The 16,541-nt window shown below is 66.2% G+C and carries 14 protein-coding genes; 8 read left to right on the top strand and 6 right to left on the bottom strand.

Translation table 11 applies throughout. The annotated features are described in order from the left end of the window. Window positions 1-23 precede the first annotated feature (23 nt). The 3 genes from AC1DSO_RS07390 (at window position 24) to AC1DSO_RS07380 (ending at window position 5,520) form a co-directional block, all read left to right on the top strand. Complete coding sequence (locus tag AC1DSO_RS07390; protein WP_477068228.1) at window positions 24-1,292, top strand: outer membrane beta-barrel protein; 1,269 nt, start codon at window positions 24-26, stop codon at window positions 1,290-1,292. A 63-nt stretch (window positions 1,293-1,355) separates the two neighbouring features. After that, the gene (locus tag AC1DSO_RS07385) at window positions 1,356-3,575 is read left to right on the top strand and encodes a GumC family protein (RefSeq protein WP_477068227.1); all 2,220 of its coding nucleotides are present in this window, start codon (window positions 1,356-1,358) and stop codon (window positions 3,573-3,575) included. A gap of 94 nt (window positions 3,576-3,669) precedes the next feature. Next, window positions 3,670-5,520 (top strand): O-antigen ligase family protein, encoded by a 1,851-nt coding sequence (locus AC1DSO_RS07380; protein WP_477068226.1) that lies wholly within the window; start codon window positions 3,670-3,672, stop codon window positions 5,518-5,520. Here AC1DSO_RS07380 and AC1DSO_RS07375 read toward each other — a convergent pair. Then, window positions 5,514-6,167 (bottom strand): sugar transferase, encoded by a 654-nt coding sequence (locus tag AC1DSO_RS07375; protein WP_477068225.1) that lies wholly within the window; start codon window positions 6,165-6,167, stop codon window positions 5,514-5,516. The genes AC1DSO_RS07380 and AC1DSO_RS07375 overlap by 7 nt on opposite strands. Before the next feature lie 199 nt (window positions 6,168-6,366). On the opposite strand from AC1DSO_RS07375, the gene AC1DSO_RS07370 reads away from it, so the two are divergent. Next, window positions 6,367-6,519: a hypothetical protein gene (locus tag AC1DSO_RS07370; protein ID WP_477068224.1), complete on the top strand. Its 153-nt coding sequence runs from the start codon at window positions 6,367-6,369 to the stop codon at window positions 6,517-6,519. A gap of 172 nt (window positions 6,520-6,691) precedes the next feature. On the opposite strand, the gene AC1DSO_RS07365 is transcribed toward AC1DSO_RS07370, so the two are convergent. Then, window positions 6,692-7,546 (bottom strand): transglutaminase-like cysteine peptidase, encoded by an 855-nt coding sequence (locus AC1DSO_RS07365; RefSeq protein WP_477068223.1) that lies wholly within the window; start codon window positions 7,544-7,546, stop codon window positions 6,692-6,694. Between the two features lie 261 nt (window positions 7,547-7,807). Here AC1DSO_RS07365 and AC1DSO_RS07360 point away from each other — a divergent pair, with 261 nt between their 5' ends. The 4 genes from AC1DSO_RS07360 (at window position 7,808) to AC1DSO_RS07345 (ending at window position 13,306) form a co-directional block, all read left to right on the top strand. Then, window positions 7,808-8,596: a metallophosphoesterase family protein gene (locus tag AC1DSO_RS07360; protein ID WP_477068222.1), complete on the top strand. Its 789-nt coding sequence runs from the start codon at window positions 7,808-7,810 to the stop codon at window positions 8,594-8,596. Between the two features lie 87 nt (window positions 8,597-8,683). Then, entirely contained in the window at window positions 8,684-9,283 is a 600-nt protein-coding gene (locus AC1DSO_RS07355; RefSeq protein WP_477068221.1) for a polysaccharide biosynthesis/export family protein, read from the top strand. A gap of 216 nt (window positions 9,284-9,499) precedes the next feature. Beyond that, on the top strand, window positions 9,500-11,452 hold the full coding sequence (locus tag AC1DSO_RS07350) for a hybrid sensor histidine kinase/response regulator (RefSeq protein WP_477068220.1): 1,953 nt from the start codon (window positions 9,500-9,502) through the stop codon (window positions 11,450-11,452). 84 nt (window positions 11,453-11,536) lie between these two features. Then, window positions 11,537-13,306: a hypothetical protein gene (locus tag AC1DSO_RS07345; protein WP_477068219.1), complete on the top strand. Its 1,770-nt coding sequence runs from the start codon at window positions 11,537-11,539 to the stop codon at window positions 13,304-13,306. 64 nt (window positions 13,307-13,370) lie between these two features. Here AC1DSO_RS07345 and AC1DSO_RS07340 read toward each other — a convergent pair whose 3' ends face one another. The 4 genes from AC1DSO_RS07340 to AC1DSO_RS07325 all read right to left on the bottom strand — a co-directional run. Further along, the gene (locus AC1DSO_RS07340) at window positions 13,371-14,486 is read right to left on the bottom strand and encodes a protein-glutamate methylesterase/protein-glutamine glutaminase (protein WP_477068218.1); all 1,116 of its coding nucleotides are present in this window, start codon (window positions 14,484-14,486) and stop codon (window positions 13,371-13,373) included. 5 nt (window positions 14,487-14,491) lie between these two features. Next, window positions 14,492-15,349 (bottom strand): CheR family methyltransferase, encoded by an 858-nt coding sequence (locus AC1DSO_RS07335; RefSeq protein ID WP_477068217.1) that lies wholly within the window; start codon window positions 15,347-15,349, stop codon window positions 14,492-14,494. 44 nt (window positions 15,350-15,393) lie between these two features. Beyond that, the gene (locus AC1DSO_RS07330; protein WP_477068216.1) at window positions 15,394-15,882 is read right to left on the bottom strand and encodes a chemotaxis protein CheW; all 489 of its coding nucleotides are present in this window, start codon (window positions 15,880-15,882) and stop codon (window positions 15,394-15,396) included. Further along, the coding region (locus tag AC1DSO_RS07325) for a methyl-accepting chemotaxis protein (RefSeq protein WP_477068215.1) at window positions 15,882-16,541 on the bottom strand (660 nt) is incomplete at its 5' end. The genes AC1DSO_RS07325 and AC1DSO_RS07330, both read right to left, overlap by 1 nt.

Genomic DNA, 16,541 nt, shown 5'->3' with positions numbered 1-16,541 from the left:
CCACCTACTGGTGGGGATAAGATATGCGAATTCTAACGTGCTCGGCCGTTGCGGCCTGTATTGCGTTGACCGCGCCACAGATTGCTCAGGCGCAAGATCTCGGTTCCAACTTCGCGCGCGACAAGAACGTCTCCGTTCGTCAGCGCCCGCGCCCGGATTACGAGGCGACCGGCCAGAAGGCTGGCGGCTTCACGGTGTATCCGCGCGTGACCGTCGATCTCGAGCATAACGACAACATCTACGCCGTCGCGACGGGCAAGACCGACGACAACATCTGGCGCGTGAAGCCCGAGCTGGCCGTTCGTTCGGATTGGTCGCGCCACGCCCTCGGCTTCTTCGCCGGCGGCAACGTCATCCGCTATGCCGACAACGATACGGAAAACGCGGAAGAGTATACGCTGTCGGCCAACGGCCGGATCGATATCGAGCGCGGCTCGAACATCACCGGTTCGGTTCAAACCCAGCACCTCATTGAACCGCGTACGGCGACGACCTCTCCGGCGGCCGCTGGCAAGCCGGTGGAATATGACCTGAACCAAGGTTCGGTCGCGCTGACGAAGGAATTCAACCGTCTGCGTCTCGTCGGTCGCCTGGATGACAAGGATTACAACTACGACGACGTCCGCAACATCGCGGGCACCGGCGTCGTTGACCAGGACTTCCGCGACCGCAACGAATTCACGTATGGCGGCAAGGCCGAGTACGCGGTCAGCCCTGACACCGCCCTTTACCTGGCGGCCACGGGCAACAAGAAGAGCTACGACGCCAACGTCGCGACCCAGAATCGCGACTCGGACGGCTATGTCGTCGGCGTCGGCGCCAACTTCGACGTCTCGGAGTTGGTCCGCGGCGACATCCAAGTCGGCTACATGAAGCAGTCGTACGACAACGTCCTGTTCAAGGACATCAGCGGCTTCAACGCCGCGGGTCGTGTCGAGTGGTTCCCGACCCAGCTGACGACGGTCGGTCTGAACGGTTCGCGCACGATCGAGGAAGCGACGGCGGCGGGCTCGCAAGGCTACATTGCCAACAACATCGGCGCGTCGATCGACCACGAGCTGATGCGCAACGTCCTGGTGTCCGCCGCTTACAGCCACGGCAAGGACAACTACAAGGGCGTCGATCGTGACGATAAGCGCGATAACTTCTCGGCGACCGCGACCTACCTGCTGAACCGTCGCGTGGGTCTGTTCCTGACCTACAACTACCTGAAGCAGGACTCGTCGGGGGCGGCCAAGGGCGCCTCGTTCAAGGACAACAAGCTGATCGCCTCTGTGGCGCTGCAATTCTAAAAAAGTCCGCGGACTCTAAAACGTCCACGAAACGGCAAGGTTTGCCGATTACTGAGAGTAGTTATGGACGGCTCCGGTTTTGAAACTTCGAACGCTCCGGTGAATGACACCGGAGCGTTGTCTTTTGACCTGAACATCGTGATCGCGACGTTCAGGCGACGCTTTCGGCTTTTCGCGGCGGTAGCGGTGGTGGTGTTCGCGGCGGTGGTGCTCTTCACCCTGCAGCAGACGCCAAAATACACGGCTATGGCGCAGGTGATGCTGGACGTCCGCAAGGAACAGGTCACCGACATGAGCGCGGTGCTTTCGGGGTTGCCGGCGGATTCGTCCGTCGTCGACACCGAGGTCGAGGTGCTCAAGTCGCGGTCCCTGGCCAGCCGAGTCGTCAAGGAGCTGAAGCTCGAACAGGATCCTTACTTCAATCCTTACTTGACGGGGGCGCGCGGCCCGACGGCCTGGCTGTTCTCGCTGAAGAAGGCCGCGACGCCGACGGCGACCAACGACCCCGTCGAGCTGCAGCGCCGGCGCGAGCGGATTGTCGACAACCTGCTGGGCGGCCTGAAGGTTCGCCGCGCGGGCCTGACCTATCTGATCTCGATCGACTACACTCACGTCGATCCCAGGCGCGCCTCGGAGCTGGCGAACGCCTTCGCCAACCTGTACCTGACCGAGCAGCTCGAAGCGAAGTTCGACGCAACCCGGAAGGCCAATGAATGGCTGGACACCCGTGTTGGCGAACTGCGCGACCAGGTTCAGCAGGCTGACGCCGCGGTCCAGCAGTACAAGATCGCCAACAACCTGCTTAGCGTCGAAGGCGCGACTCTGACCGAGCAGGAAATCTCGGGCTTGAACCAGCAACTGGCCCTCAGCCGCGCCTCTCAGGCTGAAACCGACGCTCGCCTCAACATCGCTCGCCAACAGCTGGCGCGCGGCAGCACCGGCGAAGACGTCGGCGAGTCGCTGAATTCGCCCGTCGTCCAGCAGCTGCGTAAGCAACGCTCCGAGAAGAGCGCCCAGGTCGCCGATCTCAGCGGTCGCTATGGCGATCGTCACCCGGAACTTCTGAAGGCCAAGCGCGAGCTGGCCGACATCGACACCCAGATCCAGGCCGAAATCCGCCGCATCATCTCCAACCTCGAGGCTCAAGCCCAGGTGGCGCGCCAGCGCACCGGCTCGGTGGCGTCCAGCGTCTCGGCCTCCAAAGGCACCCTGGCCGGCAACAACCGGGCCAGCATCGGCCTGTCCGAGCTCGAGCGTAAGGCTCAGTCGGTGAAGACCCTGTACGAATCCCTGCTGGCCCGCTTCAAGCAGACCACGACCTCGGACGGCATCGAACAGGCGGACGCCCGGGTGGTGTCGCCGGCCAAGATCCCGACCGGTCCGAGCTATCCCAAACCGTCGCTGAACATGGCTCTCGGCCTGGTGTTGGCCCTGGGCGCGGGCGTGGCCGCGATCGTGCTCGCTGAGATCCTGATGGCCGGCCTGTTCACTGAGGACGAAGTCGAGCGTCGTCTGGGCCTGCCTTATCTGGGCGCGGTGCCCAGTCTGGGCACCACGGTAGACGACGCCAAGGTCCTGAAGGGCCTGTCGCCGCCGGACTATCTGCTGGCCAAGCCGCTCTCCAGCTTCGCGGAAAGCCTACGTAAGCTGCGCGCCTCGATCCTGTTCTCCAAGGTCGGTGAGCCGGTGAAGGTCATTGCGGTCACCTCGTCCCTGCCGGGCGAAGGCAAGACCACGACCACCTTCTCGCTGGCCCGCACCCTGGCGACCTCGGGAGCCAAGGTTATCGTCGTCGACTGCGACCTGCGCCAGAGCGCCATCAGCCAATTCCTGAAGGAGCCGGCGCCCGTCGGTCTGCTGGAAGTGCTGAACGGTGTCTGCACCCTGGATCAGGCTCTGATCGACGACGAAAGCGGTGCGCATATCCTGCCGTTGGCGAAGACGGCCTATACGCCGCGCGACGTGCTCGGCTCCTCGGCCATGCACCGCCTGCTGGCTGAATTGCGTAACCGCTACGAGATCGTGCTGCTGGACACCGCGCCTCTGCTGGCCATCGCCGACACCCGCATCCTGGCGCCACACGCCGACGCCGTGGTCATGCTGGTTCGCTGGAAGAAGACGCCGGTGAAGGCCGTGCAGTCGGCCCTGACCTTGCTGCAAGGCACGCGTGCGTTCATCGCCGGCGTCGCCCTGACCCAGATGGATCTCAAGGCCCAGTCCCGCTACGGCTACGGCGACTCCTATTATTACTACGCCAACTATCGAAAGTACTATGCGGACTAGGACGCGAACGGGCGGGGGCGCGCCGTCGCCCGGAGCGGCCAAGACTCGACAACTGCAAGTTTCGGAGGGCGTCGCGATCGGCGCCCTCGTTACTTTGGTCGTCGCTGAAATCATTGCCTTCGGGGCCAGCGACGTGGCGGTCGCCGCCGTGTTCGGCGCCCTGCAAGCGGCGCTTCTGCTCGGGCTGCTGGCCTTCTGCGGCTGGGCCCGCAAGGTTCCCGGCGTCCTGACTTCGCCTTGGCCGGGCCTGCTCTTCGTCGCCCTGCTGATCGCCGTGGCCTGGAGCCTGACGCCGTTCGGTCCTGGCGGCGCCCATCCCGTCTGGCGCTATCTCAGTCCCGAGGGCGGCGCGATCACCGTCGACCGGTCTTCGGTCCTACTCAACATCCTGCGCCTTGTTGGCTTGGCCTGCCTGTTCTTGACCAGCCAGATCGTCGGCGCGTCCGAAACCCGTCGTCGCGCCCTGGTCTGGTTCCTGGTGCTGGCCCTCGGCGTGTTCGCCGCCGTCGCGATCGTCGACCATGTCAGCCTTCGCGCCGGCCACCGTCTGACGGCGACCTTGCTCAGCCCGAATACCGCCGCCAGTCTGATGGGCGTCGGCGTGGTGTTCGCGGTGATGTTCTTCTCTCAGGCGATCCAGCGAGCAGGCGGTTCGCTGCGCCTGGACAAGCTGGGGCTGGACGCCAGCCTGAGCCTGGTCGCCGCCGCCGTCTTCGCGGTCGCCCTGGCCATGACCGCCTCGCGCGGCGGGATCTTCTCAACCGTCGTCGGCCTGGCGATTCTGCTGACCTGGCAGGTGATCGCCCAGGGTCGCAAGGTGAAGGCCGTCGCCATCATCGGCGGCGCGGCGGCCGTACTGGTCATTGTCGGCGTGGCCATGCGCAGCGCGGAGCTGACGGCCGCACGCTTCGAAAATCTCGAAGGCGACGTGGCTGGCCGTAAGGCGATCTTCGACGTCCATTGGGAGGCCTTCAAGTCCTCGCCCTGGTTCGGCTTCGGTCTTGGCTCGTTCCCGATCGTCAACCAGCTGATCACCACCACCGAGAACCTGGCGGTGCTGTTCAACGTGCGCGCCACCCACAGCCTCTATCTCCAATGGCTGGAGGAGGGCGGAATCGTCGGTGGCGTCTTCATGCTCGCCTGGCTGTTGGTCGCGCTTTGGCGCGCCGGCGTCGACGCGGTCAAGCCTGGCATGGGCGGGGCCCTGGCCAGGGCGACGATCGCGGCGACGGTCGTCGTGCTGCTGCATGGGCTTTCCGACTTCGCCGTTCAGGTTCCGGCCCTGCAGGCGCTGTTCGCCATCGGGCTTGGCGCGATGACCGCAACCGCCGCGCCGCCGCGTCGAGGTCGCAAGACCGCGACGCCTTGGGGCACAATCGCCTTCGCCGGCGTCACCCTGACAGTCTCGGTCTTGGTCGCCATACCGTTGGTCGCCTCGCGCTTTGGCGGTGATCTGTCGGCCATGCCGACCGCCTCGGCCGAAGTGCTAGCAACCAGCATAGAGGCTGGCCTGAATGACAGCGCCGCCACGCCTGCCGCCAAGGCGCGCTTAGAGGCGCTGAGCCGTCGGGAAGTGGCCATGCGGCCCGGCTCCGGCGGCGCGTGGCTGCGCAAGGCCGCGATCGGCTTCCAGCGCGGCGACGTCTCGTCGGCCAATGCCGCCCTCGAGCATTCCCTGGCCGTTGCGCCCTTGCAGACGAGTCTGTTCATGAGCCGTACGAAACTGGCCTATGAGAACTGGCCGTCGCTGACCCAGACCGCGCGGCAGCAGATCATGTACCAGGCGCGTGTCGAGTTCGGTCGCCCGAACGGTGAGGGCCGGCTTAAGGCGCTGGCTAACAGCATCGGCAACCCGTCAGGCCGGATCGGTCTAGCGTTCCTGATCGTCGCCGAGCGCGCGGCGCAGGCCCAAGCCCAGGCCTTGACCAAGGTCCAGCCTCAGTAGGCGTTTTCGGCGATCAGCAGGCTGGGAATGGTCAGGAGGACGATCTTGGCGTCCTTCAGGATCGACCAGGTCTGGATGTAGTCGATGTCGGCCTCGACCCGCCGGCGCATCGCCTCGACCGTGTCGGTCCCGCCCCGCAGGCCCTTGACCTGGGCCCAGCCTGTCAGGCCCGGGCGGGCCTGGTAGCGCACATAGTATTCGGGGATCTGCATCCCGTAATAGTCGTCGTGCGCGGCGGCATGCGGGCGGGGGCCGACCAAGGACATGTCCCCGCGCAGCACGTTCAGCAGCTGCGGCAGTTCGTCGATGCTGGTGGCGCGCAGGATACGGCCGATCCGGGTGATCCGATTGTCGCCGCGCTGAGCCTGGACAAGGTCTGGGCCGTCCTCGCGGCAGTGCATGGTGCGGAGCTTCAGAATCTGGAACCGGACGCCGCCGAGGCCTCCACGCGTCTGCCGAAACAGGGCTGGACCGGGCGATTCCAGTTTGATCAGCAGGGCCGCCAGCAGAAGCAGCGGCGCGAACAGCACCAAGAGCAGGGCGGAGGCCGCTATATCCAGGCCGCGTTTGCGTAAGTCGATCGCAACCGCCGGAAGCGGGCTCCGCAATCCTGGCGCGAGAAGTTCGGTATACGATCCCCCGTCCACCAGATGACCCTCTAACTTCCCACCACGCCGCGGACTGGTTCCCAGTTCCGACCGGCGTAGGTTAGCGCAAATGACCCACAGCGTCGCGGGGAAAAATCCAGACCCCTCACGCTTATGCTTAATGTCTAATACACTCTGTTTATTCAGGCGTCCTTATTTGTAGTGACGTTACATCCGTCAGCATCAGGAGTGCTGATCGATGATCGACGCCAAAATGACCTTCGCCCAAGTTGATGTCGCGCCCGCCAAGCGCGTCAAGCGCATGGCGCCGCTGCTGGGACTGGGTCTCGGCGCTGTCGTCTCGATGGGCCTGTGGGCGGTCCTGGCCGCGACGGTCACGCGCATCTTCTAAGCAAGGCGGTCGCCGACCGGCGCCGTCCTCCTCAAGTTCCACGACCTTCGCGCCCGCTCCCCTCAAGGAGCGGGCGCGAACGTGTTCGTGGTCCACCGATCATGATCTCGATCAACGAAAAAGCCCCGGACCGTGAGGTCCGGGGCTTTTTGCCGTTGGGTGGGTCGCCCGACTAGGCGGCGGCGCTGGTCCACAGGGCGGTGCCCGGCACTTGGCGTTCAACCCAGCGGTAGTTCAGGTCTTCCCAGGGCGTGGCCCAGGGGGTCAGGTTGTCCAGCACCCAATCGCCGCTCTTCAGCGAGATCATCAGCACCGCGTGGCCCTCACCCCGGGCGGTGACCGCCACCGCCAGCGACAGGGCGCTTTCCGGCACGCCGGCGGCGACCAGCTGGCGGCGCTTCTCCAGGGCATAGTCCTCGCAGTCGCCATAGAGTTTGCCGTCGACCAGGCGCGGCAGCGCCCAGTATTCGGGCTGGCCGTAGAGGTCCAGGTCACTGGCCTTCTTCACATCGCGGTTGACCGACTGGTTGACCAGGTTGAGCAACTTCAGTTGGTCGCGCTCGGCGCGGGTGGTCCAGGCCAGAACGCTCGGCGAGGGCGGAGCGAAGGCTTCGGCGGTCGCGACGGCGACCGAGGGCGTGACAGGGGCGGTCTCGACGATTTCGCCGGCCGGCACGAAGTCCTCGACCGCCGCGATCGTCCAGGCTTCGACGGTCGCGACCGAGATCAGGTGGGCGTCGTCTTCGGCCGGGGCGGCGGACGTCGTCTCGAAGCGGTGCTGCGGGGGCGCGCCCACCGACGAGGTCGGGACGAAGCTCGCCTGAACGCCCAGGCCCAGCAGGGCTAGTTGGCTGTTGGGAAGGCCGCAGGTCACGGTGTCGCGGCGGCACAGCGCGGAGAACCCGGCCGGGGCGCCGACGCCCTCGCCCCGCGGCATGAACGGCATCGTACCGGCCTGGGCGCTGGCGCCGGCCATCATCGCCGCAGCGCTGATCAGCCCGATAACAATGTTGCGCGTGTTGAACATACCGACCCCGCTGTGTTCGTTGGGTCAGTATTCATTCGGGCCGCCAATTAGAGCTGAATTTAGATGGTTTAATCCAAATGTTCGACTGTGGTAACTTTGAAATTAACTACAATTAAACCCGAATTTACTTGGTAAATTGTGAGAAAAGGATCGTACTAAATTATAGGTAAATGCTATTGGTGGCCGTTGAACCCGGCAGCAGGCTGGGGCAAAATCAGCAAAACTGGTTCCCGGCGCTCCGTCGCCATCCTTGCGAGTGTGATGTTCAAGTCCCTGTTCCGTTCCAAGCAACAGTCCCGCCGCCCGTCGTCCACGGACAGCCGTGTGGTTTACGCGGTGGGCGACATCCATGGGCGGCTGGACCTGCTGGACGGGTTGATCGAGCGCATGACCGAGGACTACAGCGCTATGGGCCGCCAGGACCCGCCGGTGCTGGTCATGCTGGGCGACTATGTCGATCGCGGCCCCCAGTCGTCGGCGGTGATCGACCGTCTGATCGCTCTGAAGGGCCAGGCCGCCGACGGGCGTTTCGAGTTCCGCGCCCTGATGGGCAATCACGAGGAAACGCTGCTGCATTTCCTGGACGATCCAATGGCGGGGCCTTCGTGGGTCGAGTAYGGCGGCGGCGAGACCATGGCCTCGTACGGCGTCCAGCGTCCGGTGGGGCGCGCCGAGCCGGAGGTCTGGGAACAGACCCGTCAGGCCTTCCGGGCGGCCTTCCCGCCGGCTCATGAAACCTTCTTGCGCCAGCTGGAGCTGATGGTCGTCTATGGCGACTACGTGTTCGTCCACGCCGGGGTGAAGCCTGGACTGCCGCTGGAGCGTCAGGTGGCGGCCGACCTGCTGTGGATCCGCAACGAGTTCCTCGACAACCCCCACGGCCTCAAGGCCACTGTGGTTCACGGCCATACGCCGGTGGAGGAGGCGTTTGTCGGGCGTCAACGGATCAACGTCGATACGGGCGCCTACGCGACCGGCGTCCTGACCGCCATAAGACTTGATGGCGGTGAACCGAAGATCATTCAGTTCAGTAAAGCGCGCGGCGCCTGAGTCTTCGCCTTGTTCATCTCGTGGTCACGTGCGATGTGGCATTTCATTCTCCAGGTTCGACAAGTCTCAAAGGTGAGAAGCTTCGCCATGATCGGTGTTTCGAAACTCTCGCGCGTCCTTTCGATGCTGGCGCTCGCCGTCTGCATGACGGTTGGCGCCCTGAGTGGGCCGGCTTACGCCCAGCAGGCGGCGATCGGCGACACGCCCGTGACCGCCACGGCTCAATCCATGGATTATCTGCTCGGTACGGGCGACAAGGTCCGGGTCACGGTGTACGGCGAACCCTCGTTGTCCGGCGAGTTCTTCGTCACCGGCAGCGGTCTGATGTCCCTGCCGCTGATCGGTGAGATCAAGGCGGGCGGCATGACCGTCGGCCAGTTCCAGCAGGCCGTGCAGAGGGCGCTCAGCGACGGTTACCTGAAGGAGCCGCGCGTCAGCGCCGAGGTGCTGACCTTCCGCCCGTTCTACATCCTGGGCGAGGTCGAGAAGCCTGGCACCTATCCCTACACGTCCGGCCTGACGGTCCAGAACGCCGTGGCCACGGCCGGCGGCTTCACCTATCGCGCCGACAAGAAGAACGTCTTCATCAAGCGCAACGGCCAGACGTCCGAGGTGAAGAGTGAGCTGACGCCGTCCATCCAGGTGGCGCCGGGCGACACGATCCGGATCGGTGAACGCTTCTTCTGATCGTCGCCGGATAGGCGACGGGAAGACAGACCAAAAAAGAAGCCCGGCGGGATGACCGCCGGGCTTTTGTCGTTCCGGCGCGGAGAAACGCTATTTCCACGTCAAGGCGCCGAGCGCGGACCTAGGATCACGGCTCGCGGGATCGCTATGTCGAGGACTTAACGCTCTTTTCAACCCGGCGTGACCCAATGCGACTCCGGAAGTCGCGGACTTTTCATGTCGCAGTCAGAGCTTGTTCCCGAGAGCGTGCAGGGCGCGTCGCATCCCGCGCCAGGTCGGACGCTCGGGGCCTATGGCTATCTGGACCTCCTCGAAGCCAACCAGGACAGCGCCTGGATCCTGCGCATCGACGGCGTCGTCGAACACGCCAACCAGAAGGCGCGGACCTTGTTCGCCGTTCTGGGCGCGGTCGCCGACTGGCGCGGCCTGTGGCCCGAGGACAGCCGCTTCTCGCTGGACCGATCCTTCAATCTCGCCGCCGGCGGCGCGGTGGCGCGCTTCCGGGCTTTCCTGGGCGGGGCGGCCAAAAGCCGAGCCTATTTCGACACGACCATCGCGCCGATCCGCGACGCCGAGGGACGGATCGTCAGGCTTCTGGCGACCGCCCGCGACGTGACCGAGGAGGTCGAGACCCAAGGTTTCCTGGGCACCGTCCTGCAGCTTCTGCCGCTGCCCCTGACGGTGAAGAATGTCGAGGACCGCCGCTACGTCCTGATCAACCGAGCGGCCGAGGACGCGCTGGACCTGGTGGCCGACGACGCGATCGGCAAGACGACGGCCCAGGTGCTGGATCCGGAACGCGCCGAGCGGGCGCACGCCGTCGAGACTGAGGTTCTGCGCAGCGGCGAGATGCAGGTGCTCGAGGAAGAGTTCAATGTTTCGGGTCAGGCTCCACGCCAGCTGCTGATCAAGACCCTGGCCACCTATGACGACATCGGGGCGCGCCACCTGATCACCCTGGGCGAGGACGTTACCGCGCGAAACGCCGCCGCCGCCGCCCTGCGCGCCGCCCTGGACCAGGCCGAGCAGGCCAGCCAGGCCAAGAGCGCCTTCCTGGCGAACATGAGCCACGAGATTCGTACGCCGCTGAACGGCATCATCGCCGGCGCCGACCTGTTGTCGAAGACCTGCCCCGATCCGCGGGCCCGTGAACTGGTCGACATCATCGCTGCATCCGGCCAGAGCCTGGAGCGCCTGCTGTCCGACGTCCTCGACCTGGTGCGTGTCGAGGCTGGCCAGATGATGATCGAGAGCGCGCCGTTCCCGCTGGGAGACATGGCCAGATCAGTCGCCGCGCTCTGCGCCCTGCGCGCCGACGAGAAGGGCGTGCGCCTGAACATCACGGTGTCGGCGGCCGCCGATCGGACGGTGGCGGGGGACAGCGCCCGCCTGCGTCAGGTCCTGACCAATCTGCTCAGTAACGCTGTAAAGTTCACCGATCACGGTGAGATCGTCCTGACCGTGGCCTTGGACGCCAAAGACCGCACGCGGTTCGAGGTGACCGACACCGGCATCGGCTTCGACTCGGCGATGAAGGCGCGGATCTACGAGCGTTTCCAGCAGGCCGACGCCTCGTTCACGCGCCGATTTGGTGGGACGGGCCTGGGCCTGGCGATTTCGCGCGAGCTGGTCGGGCTGATGGGGGGCGAACTCTTCTGTGACAGCACGCCCGAGGTGGGCTCGACCTTCTGGTTCGCCCTGCCGCTAGAGGCCTGCGCCGAGGCGCCGGTCCATGACCAGGAGGCCACCGGGGCGCCGTCGGGCGCGCCGCGCGTGCTGGTCGCCGACGACCATCCGACCAATCGCAAGGTCGTGGAGCTGATGCTGGCCGACGTCGCCGATATCGTCACGGTCGAGAACGGGCTGGAGGCGGTCGAGATGTACGGCCTGATCATGCCCGACCTGATCCTGATGGACATGCAGATGCCCGTGATGGACGGCCTCGAGGCGGTGCGGCGGATCCGTGCGGCGGAGGCGGCGAGCGGCGCATCGCGCGTTCCGATCATCATGCTGACCGCCAACGCCCGCCCCGAGCATGTGTGCGCCAGCCGCGAGGCGGGGGCCGACCTTCACCTGCAGAAGCCGATCACCAGCGCCGCCCTGTTCGCGGCGATCAGCGAGGCCATGGAGTTGCACGCCGACATCGGCCAAGACGCGGTCAGCGCCTGACGCGCGCAGAAACCGGCGCGATCTTTACCCGACCTTCGCTTATCTGCGCGATAGTCCACCTCCAGAAAAACAGTCGGCGAATTCATGGGCTTGGCAATCTCAGCGACGGTATCGGACGCGATGGTCTCGCCCGGTGAAGGGGCGCGGATCGCCGCCCGCCTGGAATCGGCGCGTCAGGTCGTCGAAGGCCGCTTCCTGGAGGCGGGCGACGTCTTGTCGCGGGCGGTCGAAGGCGTCGGCGCCCTGATCGCCGGCCTCGACAGCATGCGCGGCAATCTTGACGCCGACACGGTGACCTCCACCACCGCCGACCTCGCCCGTGCGGCCGAGTCGCTGAAGTCATTGCCCGACAGCTTGGACGAACGCCGGGGCCGGGTGGCCGAGCTGGTCAAGTTCGGCGATCGCCTGGGCGCTTGCATCGAGGAGATGCGCCAGCACCTGGCCTATCTCCGGGTCTTCGCTATCAACATCAAGATCACCTCGGGCGGCATCGCGGCCGCCGGGCCGGAGTTCGCGATCTTCGCCCAGGAGATCTACGACTGCATCGAGATGGGCCGGACCCAGCTCGACGCGTTCAACGCCGAATTGATGGGCCTGGACCACACGCTGCGCGGCGCCCTGAGTCACGAGCACGCGTTGGCCCGGGACTGCGTGGCCCTGCTGCCGGCGGTGCCGGACGCCCTACGGGCCAGCGCCACAGCGATCGCCGCCCACCATGCCAAGATCGTCGAGGTCGCCATGAGCGTCGCGGCCTTGGCGCGCGACGTTCAGAAGAAGGTCGGCGGCGGCCTCGCGGCCCTGCAGATCGGCGACATCACCCGCCAGCGGATCGAGCACGTTCAGGCCGGCTTGCGGTTCCTGGATGAGTCCCAGGAGATTGCCGGCTTGTCGGCCGAGCCCCGCGCCCGCGCCCAGGCCTTCGCCCATCGCCTGCTCGGCGCCCAGCTGACCGCCACGGCCGAGGACTTTCACCGCGAGGTTTCCCGCATCGGCCATAACGTCATTGGCATGGCCGCCGACGCCGCCGAACTGCTGCGCCTGCGCGATTTGGCCTCGGGCCAGTCGCCGGGCCAGGGCGGCGGCGCCGAGACCAATTTCCTACGCGACCTGGAAGGCAATGTCGGGCAGGCGCTAGAGCTGGTCGGCGACATGACCGCCGGCGAACAGGCCGCCGAGAACGTCAGCCGCTCGGCCGCCGTCTCGGCTCGCGAACTGACCGAGCGCATCGCCGGCATCCAGAACATTCGCGCCGACGTGCAGATGATGGCGTTGAACACCACGCTGAAATGCAGCCGCATCGGCGAGACCGGCAAACCGTTGGGCGTCATCGCCATTGAGCTGCGCCAGCACGCCATCCATCTCGAGAAGTCGGCTGGACTGACCACCAGCGCGCTGGAAGGCCTGTTCAACGCCGCCGAGGCCCTGGGCCAGCGAGAAGCGGGCCGCGAGGTCGAGGACGGCAAGGCCGCGGCCGCCGCCACCGTGCTGAGCGGTGCGGTTGCGCGAATTCACAAGGCCGGCGACGGCGTCGAAACCGCCCTGACCGCCGTGGCTCGCCAGGGCGCCGACGTGGTCGATATGCTGCGCCGCGCCGCCGCGCGCTTCGACTTCCACAAGCAGATCGGGTCGGTGCTCGACACCGCCGCCAATGAGCTGCTGGACATGGCCGGCGACGGCGAGATCCGCACCGACGACATCAGCGGCGCCTTGCGCCCACTCGTCGATCGATTGGCCAAGCAGTACACCATGGCCCACGAGCGCGAGGTCCACCGCGCCTTGACCGAAGGTCTCTGTTCGGCGTCTGCGCAAGCGGTCGAGGTCGAGACCGCCGCGGACGACGACCTGCTGTTTTAGCCGCGCTCTCCAAAAAGCCGATCTCCTCGGCTTTCGCTGGGAGGTCGGAAATGGGTGGAACAACCTACCGGCTGGCCGCCCGCAACACTTCCATCGCCAGGTTCTGCAAAGGCGCGATCCGGTCGACGCAGCCCAGCGCGATGGCTTCCTTGGGCATGCCAAACACCACCGAGGTGGCTTCGTCCTGGGCCAGGGTGAAGRCTCCGGCCTGCTTCATCTCGGCCATGCCGCGCGCACCGTCGTCGCCCATACCGGTCATAATCAGGCCCACCGCGTTCGAGCCGGCCGAGCGGGCGGCCGAGCGGAACAGGACATCGACCGAGGGCCGGTGGCGTGAGACCAGCGGGCCATCCTTGACCGAGACGTAGTAGCGGGCGCCGCTGCGCTCCAGCAGGGTGTGCTTGTTGCCGGGCGCGATCAGCACCCGGCCGCGCCGGACGGTGTCGCCGTCCTCGGCTTCCTTGACCTCGACCGCGCACAGGCTGTCCAGCCGCATGGCGAACGAGGCGGTGAACTTCTCGGGCATGTGCTGGACGATGACCATGCCGGGCGAGTCCGGCGGCAGGGCTTCCAGCAGCACCCGCAGCGCCTCGGTGCCCCCCGTAGAGGCGCCGACGCAGATCACGGACTCCGTCGTGCGCGCCATGGCCTTGGCGCCGCCCCCTTTTTGGATTGGCGGCGGCGGCAGCATGGCGTCGGCGGTCAGCTTCTTCTCGGGCTCGTGGCCGAGGGCGGAGAACTGCGGGATCGGGCGCTTCGAGCCGGCGATCTTCGCGCCGGCCGCCGCCTTGACCGCGTCGCAGATGCGGATCTTCGACTCCAGCAGGTGGTCGGCGACCCCGACCTTGGGCTTGAGGATGATGTCGACCGCGCCGGCCTCCAGCGCCTGTAGCAGGGTCTCCGACCCCGCCTCCGTCAGGGACGAGCACATCACCACCGGGATCGGCTTCTGCGCCATCAGCTTACGCAGGAAAGTGATGCCGTCCATGCGCGGCATCTCGACGTCCAGGGTGATGACGTCGGGGATTTCCTCGGCGATGCGCTTGGCGGCCACAAACGGATCCGACGCGACGCCCAGCACCTCGATCTGCGGATCGGACGCCAGGATCGAAGACAGGGTCAGCCGAACCGTCGCGGAATCGTCGATGATCAGAACGCGGATTTTCCTGATCGCGACCATGGGCCCTACCGCTTCTGGAACACGGTGTTGGCGATCTGCACGACCGGCAGGTCGATCCCGACGATCGACTCCGAATGTCCCAGAAGCAGATACCCGCCAGGCGACAGATGGTTGCACAGCCGGGTGAGCACCTTGGCCTGGGTAGGCTTGTCGAAATAGATCAGGATGTTGCGGCAGAAGATGATGTCGAGGTCGGTCTCGATCGGATAGGCGTCGTCCATCAGGTTCAGGCGGGCGAAGGCCAGCTTGCTGCGGAGATGCGGTTTGATCCGCACCTCGTTGCGCGTGGCGTCGCGCGCCCGCATCAGATGGCGCTGACGACGGGCCGTCGAGACGGGCTCGATCATTTGTTCGGAGAAGCGGCCGGCGACCGCCTGGTCCAGCACCTCGGTGCAGATGTCGGTGCACAGGATCGAATAGTCGACGCCGCGCTGCTTTTCGCAGAACTCGTCCAGGACCATGGCGATGGTGTAGGGCTCGGCGCCGGTCGAGCAGGCCGAGCTCCAGATCTTGATCTCGCGCTTGCCTTTCGCCGCCAGGGCGGGGAGCCCCTTGGTCGCCAGGAACTCGAAATGGGCCGGCTCGCGGAAGAATTCGGTCTTGTTGGTGGTGACCGCGTCGATCAGGTGGATGGCTTCGCCGTCGAGGCCGTTCTCCTCGAACAGATAGTGGCAATAGGCGTTGACGTCGTTGATCCGCGTGGCGCGCATGCGGCGGCGCAGGCGGCCTTCCAGCATGGTGCGCTTGTTGGCCGGCATCTTGATGCCGCTGTAGTCCTGGATGAACGTCGAGAGGCGCTGGAAATTCCGGGCGCTGAGCTGCTCGTTTTCGTGCGCCTGCGGGGCGACGGCTTGTCTCGACACGGGCTTCTCCGTTCGCGGCGTCAGACGGCGCGCTGTCTTAATCTTTAGGCCGCTTGGGAGAGTGCGGCGGCGTCCTGGCTGGTCAGCAGGCGCGACAGGTCGAAGATGACCACGAAGCCACTGTTTCCGGACGGCGTTTCGCGCCGGACCACCCCCTGGATGTATTCCGATCGCCAGGGCACGCCGATGTCGGGCGCGGCCTCGATCTGATCGTCCGAGAAGGCGACGACCTCGATCACCCGGTCGGCGACCAGGCCCAGCGACAGCACGCGGTCGCTGAGCGGCACGTCCAGCACCAGGATCCGCGTGGCGCCTGTCGGCGCGACCGGCGGCAGGCCCAGCTTGAGGCGCAGGTCGATAGTCGGCGTACCGCGGCCGCGCACGTCGGTCAGGCCCATCAGGTAGTTGGGGCCTTCGGGGATCGCGAACGGCGCCTGGTAGTCGAGGATCTCGCGCACATGGGCGACCGACACCGCGAAGACCTCGGCGCCGAGGCCCAGCGTGACGAACTGGCGTTCATTGGGGGCGGCCATCAGGCGTATTCCCGGAAATCGGCGTCGTCCGCATCGGGGCCGCCATTGGTCAGGTCCAGGGCGAAGCCTCCGGCGCGAGCCTGCTGGGTGGCGACCGTCTGGCGCGGCTGCGGGGCGGCCGACTTGCGGGCCGTCGTCGGAGCCGACCGCTTGGCGGCCGGGCGCGGTGTCGGGCGGCGCGTAGCGGGCCCGTTGGCGCTGGTGCGGAAATAGGCGATCGAGGTCTGCAGCTCCTCGGCCTGGGCGGCCAGTTCCTCGGAGGTGGCCGACATCTGCTCGGACGCGCTGGCGTTCTGCTGGGTGACCTTGTCCAGCTGCTGGATGGCTTCGTTGATCTGGCTGGCGCCGATGTCCTGCTCGCGGCAGGCGGCGCTGATCTCGGCGACCAGTTCGGCGGTCTTGCGGATGTTGGGGACCAGGCTGGTCAGCATGACGCCAGCCGATTGGGCGGCCTTGACCGTTTCCGAGGACACCGCGCCGATCTCGGTGGCGGCGGTCTGCGACCGCTCGGCCAGCTTGCGGACTTCCGAGGCGACGACGGCGAAGCCGCGACCGTGCTCGCCGGCCCGGGCGGCCTCGACGGCCGCATTCAGGGCCAGCAGATCGGTCTGGCGAGCGATCTCCTGCACGATGGTGATCTTTTCGGCGATTGTCTGCAT

The organism is Caulobacter sp. P4_E5 (assembly GCF_056401555.1).
This window is presented reverse-complemented; position numbering and strand designations above follow the sequence as displayed.

Coding starts and splice junctions, on each gene's coding strand:
- AC1DSO_RS07390 (WP_477068228.1), top strand. CDS start 24: ATGCGAATTCTAACGTGCTCGGCCGTTGCGGCCTGTATTGCGTTGACC.
- AC1DSO_RS07385 (WP_477068227.1), top strand. CDS start 1,356: ATGGACGGCTCCGGTTTTGAAACTTCGAACGCTCCGGTGAATGACACC.
- AC1DSO_RS07370 (WP_477068224.1), top strand. CDS start 6,367: ATGATCGACGCCAAAATGACCTTCGCCCAAGTTGATGTCGCGCCCGCC.
- AC1DSO_RS07365 (WP_477068223.1), bottom strand. CDS start 7,546: ATGTTCAACACGCGCAACATTGTTATCGGGCTGATCAGCGCTGCGGCG.
- AC1DSO_RS07355 (WP_477068221.1), top strand. CDS start 8,684: ATGATCGGTGTTTCGAAACTCTCGCGCGTCCTTTCGATGCTGGCGCTC.
- AC1DSO_RS07350 (WP_477068220.1), top strand. CDS start 9,500: ATGTCGCAGTCAGAGCTTGTTCCCGAGAGCGTGCAGGGCGCGTCGCAT.
- AC1DSO_RS07345 (WP_477068219.1), top strand. CDS start 11,537: ATGGGCTTGGCAATCTCAGCGACGGTATCGGACGCGATGGTCTCGCCC.
- AC1DSO_RS07330 (WP_477068216.1), bottom strand. CDS start 15,882: ATGGCCGCCCCCAATGAACGCCAGTTCGTCACGCTGGGCCTCGGCGCC.